The sequence below is a fragment of the Rouxiella sp. WC2420 genome, from assembly GCF_041200025.1.
Classification (GTDB): Bacteria; Pseudomonadota; Gammaproteobacteria; order Enterobacterales; family Enterobacteriaceae; genus Rouxiella.
On sequence record NZ_CP165628.1, the window covers coordinates 368,024 to 384,581 of the forward strand.

Here is a 16,558-nt window from a genome sequence, read left to right on the forward strand (position 1 = left end):
TTTCAAACGGTAGGAGTTATCATGAAAGTATCTAAAGACGTGGTTGTCAGCGTTGCGTATCAGGTTCGTACTGAAGATGGTGTGCTGGTTGACGAGTCGCCGGTAAGTGCACCACTGGACTACCTGCACGGTCACGGTTCGCTGATTTCCGGTCTGGAAAGCGCGCTGGAAGGCCATGCGGTGGGCGATCGTTTTGACGTGCATGTAGGCGCTAACGAAGCTTATGGTAACTACGACGAGAACCTGGTACAGCGCGTTCCTAAAGACGTGTTCATGGGTGTTGACGAGCTGGAAGTGGGTATGCGTTTTCTGGCTGACACCGATCAGGGTCCAGTTCCTGTAGAAATTACTGAAGTTGACGGCGACCACGTTGTGGTTGACGGTAACCACATGCTGGCTGGTCAGAACCTGAACTTCAACGTTGAAGTTGTGGCGATCCGCGAAGCAACAGAAGAAGAACTGGCTCACGGCCACGTTCACGGTGAGCACGGTCACGACCATGACCACGATCACGGCCATGACCACGGTCAAGGTGGTTGCGGTACCGGCGGTTGCGGTTGCAGCCACTAATTGGAACTGTTTCTCTAAGTAGTTTCCGATATAAAGAAAATGAGAAAGGCGGCAATGGCCGCCTTTTTTATTGTCTTTTATTTAGAAAGCTGTTTCTGTAATTATTGATTTTTTTAAGTTGCAATGACAGGATGCAAGCAGGGAAATAATGACATTTCCCGAAGTATAATATTTTCTTTTATAGCCATAAGTTTTTTATATTATATAAGGACTGTTGTTATGGAGCAGAGAGCGAATAAGGATGCTGGAAGCGAAAAGGCGCTGGACAAGTATGACCTCGCCATACTGCGTATCCTGCAGCAAGACAGTTCGATTTCAAACGTGGCGCTTTCTTCCAAAATTAGCCTTAGCCCTCCTGCCAGCCTGCGGCGTGTTGAACGCCTGAAACAGCTTGGGTATATCCAAAACTATGTCGCCTTACTTAACCCGCAGGCGCTGAATGTCGGGCTGGTGGTTATTATTGGTGTGGTGCTCGACAGGTCTACCCCCGATTCTTTCAAGGACTTCGAGTCAGCAGTAAAGAAAATCAAAGGCTGCATGGAATGTCATATGGTGAGCGGCGAATTTGATTTTGTTATGCTAATTCGCACGGCAGATAACCAAAGCTTTAATAAACTTCATGCCGAGCAGTTATTATTTTTGCCTGGCGTCAGGCAGATTAGATCTTTTATTGGTTTACGCGAAATATTTTCTACCACTCAAATTCCCCTCTAAGCGTTATTAACTCATATCACTGCCATCGCTTTTATTTTCAAATTAATTAATCAACCTGCAATTTGCGGGTTTTTTATTTTCTATTATCTGCTGATGATGCCCACTAATTTTTAACTATCTATATTGAATGACTTTTTTCTAAAAGCGTTTTGCTTCTGGTGCAGTCATAAAGTTTTTTTATTAATTTTATTCCACAAATATTTAATAAATGGCAACTTTAATCAGTTTTTTATGATTTTATGTTTTTTTAATAAAATTTATCCATGATAAAACGAAATTTATTATTTTCAGGTCTGATGTATTGTTGAAGGGTATGCACAAACACTATTTTGCTCAGCAACTTATGACGCAACCCTGTTATCTGGAGAGGCATTATGAACCTGGAAAAATTCCCACGCTACCCGCTGACTTTTGGTCCATCCCCAATTACGCCTATGAAACGTCTGAGCGCCACGCTTGGAGGAAAGGTTGATATTTACGCCAAACGAGAAGACTGCAACAGCGGGCTGGCATTTGGCGGCAATAAAACCCGCAAAATGGAATATTTGATCCCCGAGGCATTGGCTCAAGGATGCGATACATTGGTATCGATTGGCGGAATTCAGTCGAACCAGACCCGCCAGGTTGCCGCCGTTGCCGCGCATCTGGGAATGAAATGTATTCTGGTGCAGGAAAACTGGGTCAACTATTCCGATACTGTTTACGATCGCGTGGGCAACATTGAGCTGTCGCGCATTATGGGCGCAGATGTACGCCTCGATGCCGCCGGTTTTGACATCGGTATCCGCGAAAGTTGGAAACAGGCAATGGAAGAGGCTGCACAAAATGGCGGTAAACCTTTCCCTATTCCAGCGGGATGCTCCGAGCACCCTTACGGCGGGCTGGGATTTGTCGGCTTTGCAGAAGAAGTGCGCCAGCAGGAGCAGGAATTAGGCTTTAAATTTGATTATATCGTGGTGTGTTCGGTGACCGGCAGTACCCAGGCTGGCATGGTGGTCGGATTTGCAGCCGATGGGCGTTCACGCAATGTTATCGGCATCGACGCCTCGGCAAAAGCGGCGCAAACCAAGGCGCAAATCCTGCGTATCGCGCAAAATACTGCCAATCTTGTTGAGCTGGGGCGGGAAATTACGGAAGAAGATGTGGTGCTGGATACTCGTTACGGTGGCCCGGAATATGGTCTGCCAAGTGAAGGTACACTGGAAGCCATCCGCCTTTGTGCACGCACGGAAGGCGTGTTGACTGACCCAGTTTACGAGGGAAAATCCATGCACGGCCTGATTGATATGGTGCGCAATGGGGAGTTCCCTGACGGTTCAAAGGTTCTGTACGCGCATCTTGGTGGTGCCCCAGCGCTCAGCGCCTATAGCTATATTTTCCGCAACGGCTGATTCAGCCCAAATAATAGCAATCGGCCAGCGGGGATGTGGCCGTTTGCTATTGGCGGACTCTATTAATCAGTGCAGACAGCAGTTTTTATACTTCTTGCCGCTGCCGCACGGGCAAGGATCGTTGCGTCCTGTTTTTGGCGCTACAACAATTGGCATAGAAGAGGGCGTCGCGGCTGCTTCTGGCTGCTTTGCCAGCCAATAATCATGCAAGGCCAGCGCCGCAGGTTTGATTTTCTCAATGCTTGCTTCAATTTCGTCGTTAGACATCTGCTCCAGCACGGGAACATTTTCTTCGCTGCCGTGCAAAGCAATGGCTTTAAGTGCGGGCTCCAGCTCTTGAGGCAATGTTGACCAGTCACTTAACGACCATCCGCGCATGTAGCCATAGCACCACTCTTCGGCGACGGTGTATTCCTCGTCATCAATGTCCTGAACGCCGAACAGCGGCTCGAACTGATCCGGATACTCTGTCAGTCGGTCTGAGATGTCGTTCATATGCTGGAAGGTCAGATCCATAAAGCGCTTGAGTTCGCGCTCGTTCGACCATTTAGGGATATGTTCCTGGCCGCCCCACAGCGCAACCAGCCATTCGCTTGGTTCAATCATCACCGGGCCGGAAAGGATCGCCGTCAGTAAGCCATCAAGCTCGGCGACGTCGATAACAGATCGCTCGTTGCCGTATTTTTCCAGAATCTCTTCAAGCCACTCCAGCTCTTTCTCGTTTAATGGGCCTTCTTTCATACGCGGGTCTCCGGGAAACATATTTAATTTTATTGTAGGCATAAAGCATCAATCATCGAGGTTAAAGCTTAACGATGAGCACTATTTTGCGCGGTTAAATCCACGCTGCGGCAGACTTGCTTGAAACTTAGTAATGCGGAGGCGGCGTTTCTTCTGAGGCATCGGCAATCATCGAAGGCTGCGACGCGCGCAGTCTGTCGGTTAGCAGACGCAGGTGATCGTGCAGGCGACTCATTTCGAGCTGGTGCGACGTCACAATCTGGTTCAGCTCTTCAATGGTGACTTCCTGAAAAGCCAGTTTGCTTTCCAGAGCTTCAATCCGCTGTTCGAAAGGGTTTTGTTCCATATTTTATGCCTTTAGTGCCGTTCGGTGAGGATTGTCTGTCGGTGCGACAGAATTTGCGCCATATTCTACCCGCAAAAGTCGGAAAAAACTCAGAGTTAGCCGTTTTCTGCCGCCTTCAGAAACTTATTGAAGCAAAAAAGGTCCTATTTATGCGCGTTCGGGAAGTATAGCGATTGTCATGCGTTGACAGGGACAGTTATATTAACCGGCGAACTTTCGTAATTGTTACTTGAGGTAAGAGCCTCAAGTCTTGGAGAAATGGATGAAATCATTGTTTAAAGTAACGCTGTTGGCTACCACGATGGCTCTTGCCCTGGGTGCAACTCAGGCCATGGCAGCTGATGCTGCAAAAGCGACTGATTCTACTGCGGCTGCACCAGCGGCTACAGCACCAGCAACCACCAATGCGCAATTCAAGAACGACGATGAGCAAGCCGCCTATGCGCTGGGTGCTTCATTAGGTCGTTACATGGACAATTCCCTGAAAGAACAAGAAAAACTGGGTATCAAACTGGATAAAGACCAGCTGATCGCCGGTGTTCAGGACGCGTTCGCCAACAAAAGTAAGCTTTCTGATGCCGACATCGAGAAAACGCTGCAATCTTTCGAAGCTAAAGTAAAAGCTTCTGCTCAGCAGAAAATGGAAGCAGACGCTAAAGCCAACGATGAGAAAGGCGACAAGTTCCGTGCAGACTTCGCCAAAGAAAAAGGCGTGAAGAAAACCGAATCAGGCCTGCTGTATCAGGTTGAAAAACCAGGTACCGGCGCGACTCCTAAAGACAGTGATACCGTAGTCGTTAACTACAAAGGCACTCTGGTAGACGGCACCGAGTTTGATAACTCTTATACTCGCGGCGAGCCATTGTCCTTCCGTCTTGATGGCGTGATCCCAGGCTGGACCGAAGGCCTCAAGCACGTTAAGAAAGGCGGTAAAATCAAGCTGGTGATCCCACCGGCTCTGGCTTACGGCAAAACTGGCGTCCCAGGCATCCCTGCCAACTCTACTCTGGTATTCGAAGTAGAGCTGCTGGACATCAAACCAGCACCTAAGGCTGATGCAAAAGATGCAACCAAGCCAGCAGATGCTGATGCAGCAGCAAAATCAGAATAATACTGTCTGATTAATGCTTTAGAAAACCGTCGCTTATGCGGCGGTTTTTTTTTACCTTCAGCTTTGTGATCGCTTCCCCCCCATTTTTACCGGGGTTACTCTATGATGATAACTTGACGAGTTTATCGCTCAAGCTTAACGTCAATACCTTGAATAATCGTAGGGACCTTTTTACTGTGCCTTTGTTACAGTAGGGCCTGATGAGATTGATTTAACGGTGAGCCTTACTCCAGCTGATGAGTAGGCCCCGATGTAGAGGGTGGTAGCTTCAATGTCTAATTCGCTTCTAAATGGCGAAACCGGTGATCTGGATTTGCTGGACCAACGTCCTTTTAGTGCAACCGACCATGAAATCCTGGCTTCATACGAAGCCGTGGTTGACGGATTGGCGATGCTGATTGGTCAACACTGTGAAATTGTCCTGCATTCTCTGGAAGATCTGAAATGCTCGGCAATTCGCATCGCCAATGGGGAACACACGGGTCGCAAGATTGGTTCGCCAATTACCGATTTAGCCCTGCGCATGCTGCATGACATGACCGGCGCCGACAGCAATGTTTCCAAAGCCTATTTTACCCGGGCGAAAAGTGGCGTGCTGATGAAATCGGTGACTATTGCTATCCGCAATCGCGATCAGCGCGTGGTGGGTCTATTGTGTATCAATATGAACCTCGACGTTCCTTTCTCGCAAATCATGCAAACCTTTATTCCGCCTGAAACTCAGGATGTGTCACCTTCGGTGAACTTTGCCTCTTCAGTTGATGATCTGGTCGCGCAAACGCTGGAATTTACCATTGAAGAAGTGAATGCGGATCGCAATGTCACCAACAATGCCAAGAATCGTCAGGTGGTGCTTAACCTTTACGAGAAAGGCATTTTTGATATTAAAGATGCGATTAACCAGGTTGCGGATCGTCTGAATATTTCCAAGCACACGGTTTATTTGTACATTCGTCAGTTTAAAAGCGGCGAACCGTTGGGGAATTAAGGTTGGCATTGCAATACAGTATTTTGGTTACCGGCGCGCCGTACGGCACTCAACAGGCAAGCGCAGCGTATCAGTTTGCGCTGGCGCTGCTAGCCCGTGGGCATCAGTTAGTGAGCGTATTCTTCTATCGCGAAGGCGTGCTAAACGGCAATCAGCTTTCTTCTCCAGCGTCGGACGAGTTTGATTTGGTCCGCGCGTGGCAGCAACTTTCCGTCGCACATCAGGTAAATTTGAATGTCTGCGTGGCAGCGGCGTTACGTCGCGGCGTTATTGATAACGTTGAAGCCGCACAGCGCCAGGAATTGGAGGCCAACCTTCAGGAAGGATTCTCCCTGACCGGATTAGGCAGCCTGGCGGAGGCCTCGCTCACTTGCGATCGCCTGGTACAATTTTAGCGATGGAAACTGACAGCATCATGAAGCCAGAAAATCAGTCAAAGAGAGTCGCCTTTGTGTTTTCACACGGGCCGCATGGCACTTCTGCGGGTCGGGAAGGGCTTGATGCCTTGCTGGCAACTTCTGCTCTGACGGAAGATATCGGCGTGTTTTTTGTCTCTGATGGCGTTTTACAACTGCTGCCAGGGCAACAGCCAGAAAAAATTTTAGCGCGAAATTATATCGCGACCTACGGCATTTTACCCCTGTACGATATTGAGCAATGTTTTATCTGTGAAGCGTCTGTCAATGAGCGGGGACTGGCACAATTCAATGAGTGGGTGCTTGATGTCGAGCCTCTAAAGCCTGAAGACTTGCGCCAGAAACTCGGTAATTATGACGTAGTAATGACCTTTTAATCGAGAACGGATAATGCTTTTTACGCTTGCTCATTCACCTCAACAATGTGATATCTCAGCGCTTATTCGTTTGATAGGCCAGAATGATGCGTTATTGCTGATGCAGGACGGTGTGCTGGCCGCCCTTGAAAACAGCGTGGCGCAGTCCCATCTATCAGTTCTGAGCTGCCCGGTTTATGTGCTCAGTGAAGATTTACAGGCCAGAGGGTTGGTTGGTCAAATTTCACACAAAATGACACTGATCGACTATACTGGATTCGTTGATTTGACCGAGCGGCACAGCCAGCACCTTGCATGGTGATTTCGCGATATGCTGTATATTTCTTGACACTTTCGCTGGTCAGCAATAAAATTCTGCGTCCCATATTGGCATCTGCCAATCGTGGGTCGATTTATCACGTGTTTACAAAGTAGTTTACGAAACAAAATCCAGGAGCTTTTTAATGGCAACAATTAATCAGCTGGTACGCAAACCACGCTCTACGAAGGTTGTTAAAAGCAACGTTCCAGCGCTGGAAGCTTGCCCGCAGAAACGTGGCGTTTGTACCCGTGTGTACACCACCACTCCAAAAAAACCAAACTCCGCACTGCGTAAAGTATGTCGCGTACGTTTGACTAACGGTTTTGAAGTTACCTCCTACATCGGCGGTGAAGGTCATAACCTGCAGGAACACTCCGTGATCCTGATCCGTGGCGGTCGTGTAAAAGACTTGCCAGGTGTGCGTTACCACACCGTCCGCGGCGCACTGGACTGTTCAGGCGTTAAAGACCGTAAGCAGTCTCGTTCTAAATACGGCGTTAAAAAGCCGAAGTCTTAATGGTTCTCCGTTAAGTAAGGCCAAACATTTTTACATTACTGTCAAAATAAACTCATTGAGTTTTGGACAATCCTGAATTAACAACGGAGTATTCCCATGCCACGTCGTCGCGTCATTGGTCAACGTAAAATCCTGCCAGATCCTAAGTTCGGGTCCGAGCTGCTGGCTAAATTTGTAAATATCCTGATGGTAGATGGTAAAAAATCTACTGCAGAAGCAATCGTCTACAACGCACTTGAGACCCTGGCTCAACGTAGCGGTAAAGACAGCCTGGAAGCTTTCGAAGTCGCTCTGGACAACGTCCGTCCGACCGTGGAAGTTAAGTCCCGCCGCGTTGGTGGTTCTACTTATCAGGTTCCAGTTGAAGTACGTCCGGTTCGTCGTAATGCCCTGGCAATGCGTTGGATCGTTGAAGCTGCTCGTAAACGCGGTGATAAATCCATGGCTCTCCGCCTGGCGAACGAACTTTCTGATGCAGCAGACAACAAAGGTACTGCTGTTAAGAAACGTGAAGACGTTCACCGTATGGCCGAAGCCAACAAGGCGTTCGCCCACTACCGCTGGTAATTACCAGTTGTAGATACCCCAAGATTTCAACTCCGGAAGAAGGCAGTTGAAAGACCCCCGGGAATTTACATTGGTAATTGACCGGGGTGAGCGAAACAGCTTACGCATCTGCGATTTGAAATATTGCGGGTATATGCTAAACAAGCGGGCGCTGGCAACAGTTAGCCCGTTTGGATTAACTGAACTTGAACGCCCTAGTAATAGAGGAATCAAATGGCTCGTAAAACACCCATTGAGCGTTACCGTAACATTGGTATCAGTGCTCACATCGACGCCGGTAAAACGACGACGACCGAACGTGTTCTGTTCTACACCGGTGTAAACCACAAAATCGGTGAAGTTCACGACGGCGCAGCTACCATGGACTGGATGGAGCAGGAGCAGGAACGTGGTATTACCATCACGTCCGCTGCGACCACCTGTTTCTGGTCTGGTATGGCTAAGCAGTTCGAACCACACCACATTAATATCATCGACACCCCGGGACACGTTGACTTCACCATCGAAGTTGAGCGTTCTATGCGTGTTCTTGATGGCGCTGTAATGGTTTACTGTGCTGTTGGCGGTGTTCAGCCACAGTCTGAAACCGTTTGGCGTCAAGCTAACAAATATAAAGTTCCTCGTATCGCGTTCGTTAACAAAATGGACCGTATGGGTGCTAACTTCCTGAAAGTTGTTGGTCAGATCGAACAACGTCTGGGTGCAACTCCGGTTCCTCTGCAGCTGGCTATCGGCGCTGAAGAGAAATTCACCGGTATCGTTGACCTGGTGAAGATGAAAGCAATCAACTGGAACGAAGCAGATCAGGGCGTGACCTTCGAATACGAAGAGATCCCGGCTGACATGCAAGAACTGGCTGAAGAATGGCATCAGAAACTGATTGAGGCCGCTGCTGAAGGTTCTGATGAGCTGATGGAGAAATTCTTTGGTGGCGAAGAGCTGACTGAAGAAGAAATCAAAACTTCTCTGCGTAAGCGCGTTCTGAACAATGAAGTTATCCTGGTTACCTGTGGTTCTGCGTTTAAAAACAAAGGCGTACAGGCAATGCTGGATGCTGTTGTCGAGTATCTGCCAGCACCAACTGACGTTGAAGCTATCAACGGTATGTTGGATGACGGTAAAGACACTCCAGCAGTTCGCCATTCTGACGACAAAGAGCCGTTCTCTGCTCTGGCGTTCAAAATCGCTACTGACCCATTCGTGGGTAACTTGACGTTCTTCCGTGTTTATTCCGGTCTCGTCAACTCAGGTGACACTGTATTTAACCCAGTGAAATCTCAGCGCGAACGTCTGGGCCGTATCGTTCAGATGCACGCTAACAAGCGTGAAGAAATTAAAGAAGTCCGTGCAGGCGATATCGCTGCAGCAATCGGTCTGAAAGACGTGACTACTGGTGATACCCTGTGTGATCCGGATAACGTGATCATTCTTGAGCGTATGGAATTCCCAGAGCCGGTAATCTCCGTAGCTGTAGAACCAAAAACCAAAGCTGACCAAGAAAAAATGGGTCTGGCTCTGGGCCGTCTGGCTAAAGAAGACCCATCATTCCGCGTTTGGACTGATGAAGAATCTGGTCAGACAATCATCGCAGGTATGGGTGAGCTTCACCTGGATATCCTGGTTGACCGTATGCGTCGCGAATTCAACGTTGAAGCTAACGTTGGTAAGCCGCAGGTAGCCTACCGTGAAGCGATTCGCGCCAAAGTTACCGACGTTGAAGGTAAACACGCCAAGCAGTCTGGTGGTCGTGGTCAGTACGGTCACGTTGTGATCGACATGTATCCGTTGGAGCCTGGCTCGAATCCGAAAGGCTACGAGTTTGTCAACGAAATCAAAGGCGGTGTGATTCCTGGTGAATTCATCGGTGCGATTGACAAAGGCATCCAGGAACAGCTGAAAGCAGGTCCGTTGGCTGGTTACCCAGTGGTTGATCTCGGCGTGCGTCTGCACTTCGGTTCTTACCATGACGTTGACTCCTCTGAGCTGGCGTTTAAACTGGCCGCTTCTATCGCCTTCAAAGATGGCTTTAAGAAAGCGAAACCAGTTCTGCTTGAGCCGATCATGAAGGTTGAAGTAGAAACTCCAGAAGAGAACACTGGTGACGTGATCGGTGACCTTAGCCGTCGTCGTGGTATGCTGAAAGGCCAAGAATCTAACGCTACTGGCGTTGTGATTCATGCTGAAGTTCCGCTTTCCGAAATGTTCGGTTATGCGACTCAGCTGCGTTCACTGACCAAAGGTCGTGCATCTTACTCCATGGAATTCCTGAAGTATGATGACGCGCCAAGCAACGTTGCCCAGGCTGTAATCGAAGCTCGTGGTAAATAAGCCTAGGTTTTAACACAATGATCCCGTGCTCTCTCCTTGAGGGGAGAGCACAATAGTAAGGAATAAATCCGTGTCTAAAGAAAAATTTGAACGTTCCAAACCGCACGTCAACGTTGGTACTATCGGCCACGTTGACCACGGTAAAACTACCCTGACTGCTGCTATCACCACCGTTCTGGCTAAAACCTACGGCGGTTCTGCTCGTGCATTCGACCAGATCGATAACGCACCAGAAGAAAAAGCACGTGGTATCACCATCAACACTTCTCACGTTGAATACGATACCCCTGCACGTCACTACGCGCACGTTGACTGCCCAGGGCACGCCGACTACGTTAAAAACATGATCACCGGTGCTGCTCAGATGGACGGCGCTATCCTGGTTGTTGCTGCGACTGATGGCCCTATGCCACAGACTCGTGAGCACATCCTGCTGGGTCGTCAGGTTGGCGTTCCTTTCATCATCGTATTCATGAACAAATGTGACATGGTTGATGATGAAGAGCTGCTGGAACTGGTAGAAATGGAAGTTCGTGAACTTCTTTCTGCTTATGACTTCCCTGGTGATGACCTGCCAGTTATTCGTGGTTCAGCGCTGAAAGCACTGGAAGGCGAAGCTGAGTGGGAAGCTAAAATCATTGAGCTGGCTGGCTACCTGGATTCTTACATCCCAGAACCAGAGCGCGCAATTGACAAGCCATTCCTGCTGCCAATCGAAGACGTATTCTCCATCTCCGGCCGTGGTACAGTTGTTACCGGTCGTGTAGAGCGCGGTATCGTTAAAGTTGGCGAAGAAGTTGAAATCGTGGGTATCAAGGACACTGTCAAGTCAACTTGTACTGGCGTTGAAATGTTCCGTAAACTGCTTGACGAAGGTCGTGCAGGCGAGAACGTTGGTGTTCTGCTGCGTGGTATCAAACGTGAAGACATCGAACGTGGTCAGGTTCTGGCTAAACCAGGTTCAATCAAACCACACACCAAATTTGACTCAGAAGTGTATATCCTGAGCAAAGATGAAGGCGGCCGTCATACTCCGTTCTTCAAAGGCTACCGTCCACAGTTCTACTTCCGTACAACTGACGTGACCGGTACTATCGAACTGCCAGAAGGCGTTGAGATGGTAATGCCTGGTGACAACGTGAACATGGTTGTTACCCTGATCCACCCAATCGCGATGGATGACGGTCTGCGTTTCGCAATCCGTGAAGGCGGCCGTACCGTTGGTGCTGGTGTTGTTGCTAAAGTTATCGCTTAATCGCTGATAAATTTAGGAATATAAAAGAGGGTGCTAAGGCACCCTTTTTTTATGCCTGTTTTCTGTGTACGGCTCAATGTAAATTTTTTAAATCGCAATTGAAATAGAAATTATTCTCATTTACAGTTATATGAACTGGTTAAATATTGAGTTCGTGTATGTACGTGTGTTTGTGTAATGCGGTCACAGATAAAGTGATTCGTAAAGTCATCCGGCAGCATCAGCCACAAACGATGAAAGAGCTTCGCCAAATTTGCCCTATTGGAACCGACTGTGGTAAATGCATCAGACAGGCCAGGGAGATCCTGGTAGAGGAACAAGATAACATTACCTACATTATTGAAGTTGCCTGATAAATAGTAAGGTTATTCCTTTCACTCTTTGCTAAGTGGTTCTACACTTCATAGGACCTATAGCGGAGGGCATTACTATGAAAGGCGATACCAAAATGATTTCGCACCTCAACAAGCTGCTAGGAAATGAGCTCGTTGCCATCAATCAGTATTTTCTCCACGCCAGAATGTTCAAAAATTGGGGTTTAATGCGGCTCAATGGCATTGAATACCACGAATCCATCGATGAAATGAAACACGCTGATATCTATATCGAGCGTATCCTATTCCTTGAAGGCATCCCTAATCTGCAAGATCTCGGCAAACTCAATATCGGCGAAGACGTTGAGGAAATGCTTAAGTCCGATCTGGTGCTCGAGCTCGACGGCGCTAAGGATTTGCGTGAGGCCATCGCCTATGCCGATTCAATCCACGACTATGTTAGCCGCGATATCATGATCACTATTCTGGCCGATGAAGAACATCACATTGACTGGATTGAAACCGAAGTCGATCTGATTAGCCGAGTTGGTATCCAGAACTACATCCAGACCCAGATTAAAGAAGAATCTAAAAAAGCGTCACATTAGCTCTAATCTAAAACTATATCTTAATGATCACGCAGAACACGCATCTAGGATCAGCCAGGCTGAGTATTTGCTGGCTGACATAGATAACCCCGCCGACAGTTGCCAGGAAAGGACCAAAAGGAATCTCCCCCCGGGTGCGATAGAAACAGAATCTTAAAACATAAAATATCGCTCCACCAATCGAGGCATATACTGCTACAAAAGGCAGGCACTCCCAGCCCATCCAGGCACCCAGCGCTGCCATGAGTTTGAAATCCCCATAGCCAAGCCCCTCTCTTTTGAACAGCCATTTTCCCAGCCAATAGATAGCCCAAAAGCCTAGGTAACCCGCAGCCGCGCCAATTACTCCACTGACCAGATATTGCGGGGTGAAAATAGCATGCAACAGCAAACCAACCCAAAGCAGTGAAAGAGTAAGCCAGTCGGGCAGCTGAAAGCGAATCACGTCGATATAACTCAGCGCCAATAAGTAACTCACAAATATTGCAGAGGTAATAATGGAATAGCCATGCAAGAGGCCAAGTTGATAAAACTGGTTAAACATTTAATTTTCCTGATGTTCTTAAAGAAAAATATCGTTAGCTGCGAGGATAGAGCTTTAGCGGCGGCAAACAATCCTAAAAAAGAGTTCAATGGAACAAGCTTTTAGCTTTGAGTGATGCTGCACAAAACGGCTTGCAACGAATGTTGGGGGAGGGGAACGTGTACGAAATAAACACACTTTATTGCCAGCAGGGGTTGCTTACTTTCCTGAGTTACGTATAATGCGCGGGCTTACCTAATCTTGGTAAGCCTAATTCGATATGAATTAGTTGTCAGGTAAAGTAACCGCCTGGCAAACAATACTCCCGATATGGGGGTTATGTGAAGAACGATTACACTCTCCCATCAATCGAAATGGGACCGAGGAGTAATCATTTTACGTTTAAAATAATTGGAGCTCTGGTCTCATGCAGAACCAAAGAATCCGTATCCGCCTGAAAGCGTTTGATCATCGTCTGATTGATCAATCAACCGCGGAAATCGTTGAGACCGCGAAGCGCACTGGTGCGCAAGTTCGTGGTCCAATTCCGCTGCCGACCCGCAAAGAGCGCTTTACCATTCTGATTTCTCCGCACGTCAACAAAGATGCGCGTGATCAGTATGAGATTCGCACTCACAAGCGTCTGGTTGACATCGTTGAGCCAACCGAGAAAACCGTTGATGCTCTGATGCGTCTGGATCTGGCTGCTGGTGTAGACGTGCAGATCAGCCTGGGTTAATCGGGTCATCGAGCGATTGAGAGGTTGAAACGATGAGTACTTTAGAAAAGAAAAAGATTGGCCTAATCGGTAAGAAATTGGGTATGACACGTATCTTCACAGAAGACGGCGTTTCTATTCCAGTTACTGTTATCGAGATTGAAGGCAACCGCGTTACTCAGATCAAAGATCTGGAAAACGACGGATACCGCGCTGTGCAGGTTACTACTGGTAGCAAAAAAGCTAACCGTGTAACTAAACCAGAAGCGGGCCACTTCGCTAAAGCTGGCGTAGAAGCTGGCCGTGGTCTGTGGGAATTCCGTCTTGCAGAAGGCGAAGAGTTCACTGCAGGTCAAGAAATTAGCGTTGAGATCTTCGCAGACGTTAAGAAAGTAGACGTTACTGGTACATCTAAAGGTAAAGGTTTCGCGGGTACTGTTAAACGCTGGAACTTCCGTACTCAAGATGCTACACACGGTAACTCCTTGTCTCACCGCGTTCCGGGTTCTATCGGTCAGAACCAGACTCCGGGCAAAGTGTTCAAAGGCAAGAAAATGGCAGGCCAACTGGGTAACGAGCGTGTAACCGTTCAAAGCCTGGACGTAGTACGTGTTGACGCTGAGCGCAACCTGCTGCTGGTCAAGGGTGCTGTTCCGGGTGCTACCGGTGGCAACCTGATCGTTAAACCTGCTGTTAAGGCTTAACGTCGAGGAGATAGGAATGGAATTAGTAGTGAAAGACGCGCAGAGCGCGCTGACTGTTTCCGAAACTACCTTCGGGCGTGATTTCAATGAAGCGCTGGTACACCAGGTTGTTGTTGCTTATGCAGCAGGTGCCCGTCAAGGTACTCGCGCTCAGAAGACCCGTGCTGAAGTAACTGGTTCCGGTAAAAAACCATGGCGTCAGAAAGGTACTGGCCGTGCGCGTGCAGGTTCTGTAAAGAGCCCAATCTGGCGTTCGGGTGGTGTGACCTTTGCTGCCAAGCCACAGGACCACAGTCAAAAAGTAAATAAAAAGATGTACCGCGGCGCGCTGAAAAGCATCCTGTCCGAACTGGTACGTCAAGATCGTTTGATCGTTGTCGAGACGTTCTCTGTAGAAGCGCCTAAAACTAAGCTGCTGGCACAGAAACTGAAAGACATGGCTCTGGAAGACGTGCTGATTGTAACTGGCGAAGTCGACGAGAATCTGTTCCTGGCCGCGCGTAACCTGTACAAGGTTGACGTTCGCGACGTAGCAGGTATCGATCCAGTAAGCCTGATCGCCTTCGACAAAGTCGTTATGACTGCTGACGCAGTTAAGCAAGTTGAGGAGATGCTGGCATGATTCGTGAAGAACGTCTGCTGAAAGTGCTGCGCGCGCCGCACGTTTCTGAAAAAGCATCCGCCGCGATGGAAAAGAACAACACCATCGTACTCAAAGTTGCCCTCGACGCGACTAAAGCAGAAATCAAAGCTGCGGTTAAGAAACTGTTTGAAGTCGAAGTCGAAGACGTTAACACCTTGCTGGTTAAAGGCAAGTCTAAACGTCACGGTCAGCGTGTTGGTCGTCGTAGCGACTGGAAAAAAGCTTACGTCACCCTGAAAGAAGGCCAGAATCTGGACTTCATCAGCGGCGCAGAGTAAGTCGGAGGAGTAAGCACAATGGCAATTGTTAAATGTAAACCTACATCTCCGGGCCGTCGCCACGTTGTTAAAGTGGTTAACCCTGAGCTGCACAAGGGTAAACCTTTTGCTCCGCTGCTTGAGAAATTGAGCAAAAGCGGTGGCCGTAACAACAATGGCCGAATCACCACCCGTCATATCGGTGGTGGCCACAAGCAACATTATCGTCTGGTTGACTTCAAACGCAACAAAGACGGTTTAGCTGCAGTGGTTGAGCGTCTGGAGTACGATCCGAACCGTTCCGCGAACATCGCGCTGGTTCTGTACAAAGACGGCGAACGCCGTTACATCCTGGCGCCGAAAGGCCTGAAAGTGGGTGACCAGATCCAATCTGGCGTTGATGCTGCAATCAAAGTGGGTAACACCCTGCCGATGCGCAACATCCCAGTTGGTTCAACGGTTCATAACGTAGAAATGAAACCAGGTAAAGGCGGCCAGCTGGCTCGTTCTGCTGGTGCCTACGTTCAGATCGTTGCTCGTGATGGTTCCTACGTAACTCTGCGTCTGCGCTCTGGCGAAATGCGTAAAGTTCAGATCGACTGCCGCGCTACCATGGGCGAAGTTGGTAACTCTGAACATATGCTTCGCGTTCTGGGTAAAGCAGGTGCTGCACGTTGGCGTGGTATTCGTCCTACCGTTCGCGGTACTGCGATGAACCCAGTCGATCACCCACACGGTGGTGGTGAGGGTAAAAACTTTGGTAAACACCCAGTAACACCATGGGGCGTTCAGACCAAAGGTAAGAAAACCCGTAGCAACAAGCGTACTGACAAGTTCATTGTACGTCGCCGTAGCAAAAAATAATTAGAGGATAAGCCATGCCACGTTCTCTCAAGAAAGGTCCTTTTATTGACCTGCACTTGCTGAAGAAGGTAGAGAAAGCGGTGGAAAGCGGAGACAAGAAGCCTTTGCGCACTTGGTCCCGTCGTTCAACGATCTTTCCTAACATGATCGGTTTGACCATCGCTGTCCATAATGGTCGTCAGCACGTACCAGTGTTTGTTTCCGATGAAATGGTCGGTCACAAGCTGGGTGAATTCGCGCCGACTCGTACTTATCGCGGCCATGCGGCTGATAAAAAAGCTAAAAAGCGCTAAGGTAGGAGGAAG

The 16,558-nt window shown here is 48.6% G+C and carries 23 protein-coding genes; 20 read left to right on the plus strand and 3 right to left on the minus strand.

Annotated elements, in window-relative coordinates; genetic code table 11:
• Positions 1-21 precede the first annotated feature (21 nt).
• The 3 genes from slyD to AB3G37_RS01725 all read left to right on the plus strand — a co-directional run bounded on the left by slyD (position 22) and on the right by AB3G37_RS01725 (position 2,675).
• Positions 22-570: a peptidylprolyl isomerase gene (slyD, locus tag AB3G37_RS01715; RefSeq protein ID WP_055776239.1), complete on the plus strand. Its 549-nt coding sequence runs from the start codon at positions 22-24 to the stop codon at positions 568-570.
• Positions 571-789: 219 nt separating this feature from the next.
• Positions 790-1,284, plus strand: coding sequence for an Lrp/AsnC ligand binding domain-containing protein (locus tag AB3G37_RS01720; protein WP_009638972.1), 495 nt, complete (start codon positions 790-792; stop codon positions 1,282-1,284).
• Between the two features lie 374 nt (positions 1,285-1,658).
• Positions 1,659-2,675 (plus strand): 1-aminocyclopropane-1-carboxylate deaminase, encoded by a 1,017-nt coding sequence (locus AB3G37_RS01725; RefSeq protein WP_369789537.1) that lies wholly within the window; start codon positions 1,659-1,661, stop codon positions 2,673-2,675.
• Positions 2,676-2,741: 66 nt separating this feature from the next.
• Here the strand turns inward: AB3G37_RS01725 and AB3G37_RS01730 are convergent, their stop codons facing one another.
• Both AB3G37_RS01730 and AB3G37_RS01735 read right to left on the minus strand, forming a co-directional pair.
• Positions 2,742-3,416: a YecA family protein gene (locus tag AB3G37_RS01730; RefSeq protein ID WP_369789538.1), complete on the minus strand. Its 675-nt coding sequence runs from the start codon at positions 3,414-3,416 to the stop codon at positions 2,742-2,744.
• Between the two features lie 127 nt (positions 3,417-3,543).
• Positions 3,544-3,762, minus strand: a complete 219-nt coding sequence (locus tag AB3G37_RS01735) for a protein SlyX (RefSeq protein ID WP_009638969.1) — start codon at positions 3,760-3,762, stop codon at positions 3,544-3,546.
• 262 nt (positions 3,763-4,024) lie between these two features.
• Between AB3G37_RS01735 and fkpA the strand changes: the two genes are divergently transcribed.
• The 11 genes from fkpA to bfr all read left to right on the plus strand — a co-directional run bounded on the left by fkpA (position 4,025) and on the right by bfr (position 12,544).
• Complete coding sequence (fkpA, locus tag AB3G37_RS01740) at positions 4,025-4,873, plus strand: FKBP-type peptidyl-prolyl cis-trans isomerase (RefSeq protein WP_009638968.1); 849 nt, start codon at positions 4,025-4,027, stop codon at positions 4,871-4,873.
• A 271-nt stretch (positions 4,874-5,144) separates the two neighbouring features.
• Positions 5,145-5,861, plus strand: a complete 717-nt coding sequence (locus tag AB3G37_RS01745) for a transcriptional regulator (protein WP_009638967.1) — start codon at positions 5,145-5,147, stop codon at positions 5,859-5,861.
• 2 nt (positions 5,862-5,863) lie between these two features.
• Positions 5,864-6,256 carry a sulfurtransferase complex subunit TusD gene (gene tusD, locus AB3G37_RS01750; RefSeq protein ID WP_192807970.1) on the plus strand — a complete coding sequence of 131 codons (393 nt, stop codon included), beginning with the start codon at positions 5,864-5,866 and terminating at the stop codon, positions 6,254-6,256.
• Between the two features lie 20 nt (positions 6,257-6,276).
• Positions 6,277-6,654: a sulfurtransferase complex subunit TusC gene (gene tusC / locus AB3G37_RS01755; protein WP_369789539.1), complete on the plus strand. Its 378-nt coding sequence runs from the start codon at positions 6,277-6,279 to the stop codon at positions 6,652-6,654.
• A 13-nt stretch (positions 6,655-6,667) separates the two neighbouring features.
• Positions 6,668-6,955 carry a sulfurtransferase complex subunit TusB gene (gene tusB, locus AB3G37_RS01760; protein WP_369789540.1) on the plus strand — a complete coding sequence of 96 codons (288 nt, stop codon included), beginning with the start codon at positions 6,668-6,670 and terminating at the stop codon, positions 6,953-6,955.
• A gap of 142 nt (positions 6,956-7,097) precedes the next feature.
• Complete coding sequence (gene rpsL / locus AB3G37_RS01765; protein ID WP_009638963.1) at positions 7,098-7,472, plus strand: 30S ribosomal protein S12; 375 nt, start codon at positions 7,098-7,100, stop codon at positions 7,470-7,472.
• 96 nt (positions 7,473-7,568) lie between these two features.
• Positions 7,569-8,039, plus strand: a complete 471-nt coding sequence (gene rpsG, locus AB3G37_RS01770) for a 30S ribosomal protein S7 (protein WP_009638962.1) — start codon at positions 7,569-7,571, stop codon at positions 8,037-8,039.
• Between the two features lie 213 nt (positions 8,040-8,252).
• Positions 8,253-10,367 (plus strand): elongation factor G, encoded by a 2,115-nt coding sequence (gene fusA, locus AB3G37_RS01775; RefSeq protein ID WP_009638961.1) that lies wholly within the window; start codon positions 8,253-8,255, stop codon positions 10,365-10,367.
• A 70-nt stretch (positions 10,368-10,437) separates the two neighbouring features.
• Entirely contained in the window at positions 10,438-11,622 is a 1,185-nt protein-coding gene (gene tuf, locus AB3G37_RS01780; protein ID WP_369789171.1) for an elongation factor Tu, read from the plus strand.
• 158 nt (positions 11,623-11,780) lie between these two features.
• A complete protein-coding gene (gene bfd / locus AB3G37_RS01785; RefSeq protein ID WP_009639172.1) occupies positions 11,781-11,975 on the plus strand; it encodes a bacterioferritin-associated ferredoxin in 195 nt (64 codons plus the stop codon).
• A gap of 77 nt (positions 11,976-12,052) precedes the next feature.
• On the plus strand, positions 12,053-12,544 hold the full coding sequence (bfr, locus tag AB3G37_RS01790; RefSeq protein ID WP_009639173.1) for a bacterioferritin: 492 nt from the start codon (positions 12,053-12,055) through the stop codon (positions 12,542-12,544).
• A 13-nt stretch (positions 12,545-12,557) separates the two neighbouring features.
• On the opposite strand, the gene AB3G37_RS01795 is transcribed toward bfr, so the two are convergent.
• Positions 12,558-13,088 carry an A24 family peptidase gene (locus AB3G37_RS01795; RefSeq protein ID WP_009639174.1) on the minus strand — a complete coding sequence of 177 codons (531 nt, stop codon included), beginning with the start codon at positions 13,086-13,088 and terminating at the stop codon, positions 12,558-12,560.
• 406 nt (positions 13,089-13,494) lie between these two features.
• Here AB3G37_RS01795 and rpsJ point away from each other — a divergent pair, with 406 nt between their 5' ends.
• From rpsJ to rpsS, 6 genes are read left to right on the plus strand one after another with little or no spacing between them, the layout of a single operon-like run.
• Entirely contained in the window at positions 13,495-13,806 is a 312-nt protein-coding gene (gene rpsJ, locus AB3G37_RS01800) for a 30S ribosomal protein S10 (protein WP_009639175.1), read from the plus strand.
• A gap of 32 nt (positions 13,807-13,838) precedes the next feature.
• Complete coding sequence (rplC, locus tag AB3G37_RS01805) at positions 13,839-14,489, plus strand: 50S ribosomal protein L3 (RefSeq protein ID WP_009639176.1); 651 nt, start codon at positions 13,839-13,841, stop codon at positions 14,487-14,489.
• Positions 14,490-14,505: 16 nt separating this feature from the next.
• Positions 14,506-15,111, plus strand: a complete 606-nt coding sequence (gene rplD, locus AB3G37_RS01810; protein ID WP_009639177.1) for a 50S ribosomal protein L4 — start codon at positions 14,506-14,508, stop codon at positions 15,109-15,111.
• Positions 15,108-15,410, plus strand: a complete 303-nt coding sequence (gene rplW / locus AB3G37_RS01815; RefSeq protein ID WP_009639178.1) for a 50S ribosomal protein L23 — start codon at positions 15,108-15,110, stop codon at positions 15,408-15,410. The genes rplD and rplW overlap by 4 nt, the downstream gene beginning before the upstream one ends.
• A gap of 18 nt (positions 15,411-15,428) precedes the next feature.
• On the plus strand, positions 15,429-16,253 hold the full coding sequence (gene rplB / locus AB3G37_RS01820) for a 50S ribosomal protein L2 (RefSeq protein ID WP_369789541.1): 825 nt from the start codon (positions 15,429-15,431) through the stop codon (positions 16,251-16,253).
• 14 nt (positions 16,254-16,267) lie between these two features.
• Positions 16,268-16,546, plus strand: coding sequence for a 30S ribosomal protein S19 (gene rpsS, locus AB3G37_RS01825; protein WP_004929772.1), 279 nt, complete (start codon positions 16,268-16,270; stop codon positions 16,544-16,546).
• Positions 16,547-16,558: the final 12 nt, after the last annotated feature.